A 1,230-nucleotide genomic window follows, 5' to 3' on the forward strand; every position below is an offset into this window, starting at 1 on the left:
GGAGCGGCTGTCGGCGCAGGCGCAGGGCGATCCTGCGACACTCGCCGACCATGTTGGGCGGCAGGCGATCGACCTTGGCATGGCGTTTCGCCTGACCGGCGATGAACAGGAACGCGCCTGGCCGCTGGGGCCAGTGCCGCTGCTGATCGGCGCGGACGAATGGGCGCATATCGAACGGGGCCTCGCCCAGCGCGCCGACCTGCTCGAACGGGTCATCGCCGACATCTACTCAACCCAGTCGCTGGTCATGGACGGCAATCTGCCCGCCAGCATCGTGACCGGCAGCGCCCATTATTGGCGCGTCATGAACGGCGCGCCGCCGCCGCAGGGGCATCAGCTTCATTTCTACGCCGCCGATATCGGGCGCGGCCCGGCGGGCGAATGGCGCGTCCTGTCCGACCGGGTAAGAACCCCGGTGGGTGTGGGCTATGCGCTGGAAAACCGCTTGGCTTTGTCGCGCGCCACCGGCGACCTGCTCGGCGCAATGAACACGCGGCGGCTCGCCCCCTTTTTCGACGAATTGCGCTGGGGGCTGGCCGCCGATTGCGCCCGGTCGGACCCGCGCATCGGCCTGCTGACGCCCGGCCGTTTCAATCAAAGCTATGCCGAACAGGCGCATCTCGCCCGCTATCTTGGCCTGTTGCTGGTCGAGGGCGAGGATCTGATCGTCACCGACGGGCAATTATTCGTCCGCACCATTCAGGGGTTGAAGCGCATTGACGGCCTGTGGCGCTGGCTGGACAGCCGCTTCCTCGACCCGCTCGCCTTCGACAGCAAGTCGCGCATCGGCGTGCCCGACCTTTATGATGCCTGCGCGCGCGGTGGCCTGATGGTCAGCAATTGGCCGGGCGCGGGCGTGATCGAATCCCGCGCCTTCGCTGCCTTCCTGCCGCAACTGGCGCGGGCTGTGCTGGGCGAGGAACTGATCCTGCCCAATATCGCGACCTGGTGGTGCGGGCAGGCCAAGGAATGCGCCCATGTCCGCGACCGGCTGGACGAACTGGTCGTCGGTTCCGCCTTCGATCAGACCGTAGCGGGCCTGCCCGACGCGCATTTCGCCCCCGGATCGACGCTGGACAAGGATCAACGCCCCACGCTGCTCGGCGCGATGGCGCGACGGCCGATGGACTATGTCGGGCAGGAAGTGGTGAAATTATCCACCACCCCCGCCATCGTCGACGGGCAATTGACCCCCCTGCCCTTCACCCTGCGCGTGTTCGTGGCGCGCGA

At 67.4% G+C, this 1,230-nt stretch carries 1 protein-coding gene; it reads left to right on the forward strand.

Annotation, left to right across the window (positions count from 1 at the left end; all coding sequences use genetic code 11):
* On the forward strand, positions 1 to 1,230 hold a 1,230-nt coding region (locus IL54_RS22600; RefSeq protein WP_237748759.1), incomplete at both ends, for a circularly permuted type 2 ATP-grasp protein.

This window comes from Sphingobium sp. ba1 (assembly GCF_000743655.1).
Lineage (GTDB): Bacteria > Pseudomonadota > Alphaproteobacteria > Sphingomonadales > Sphingomonadaceae > Sphingobium.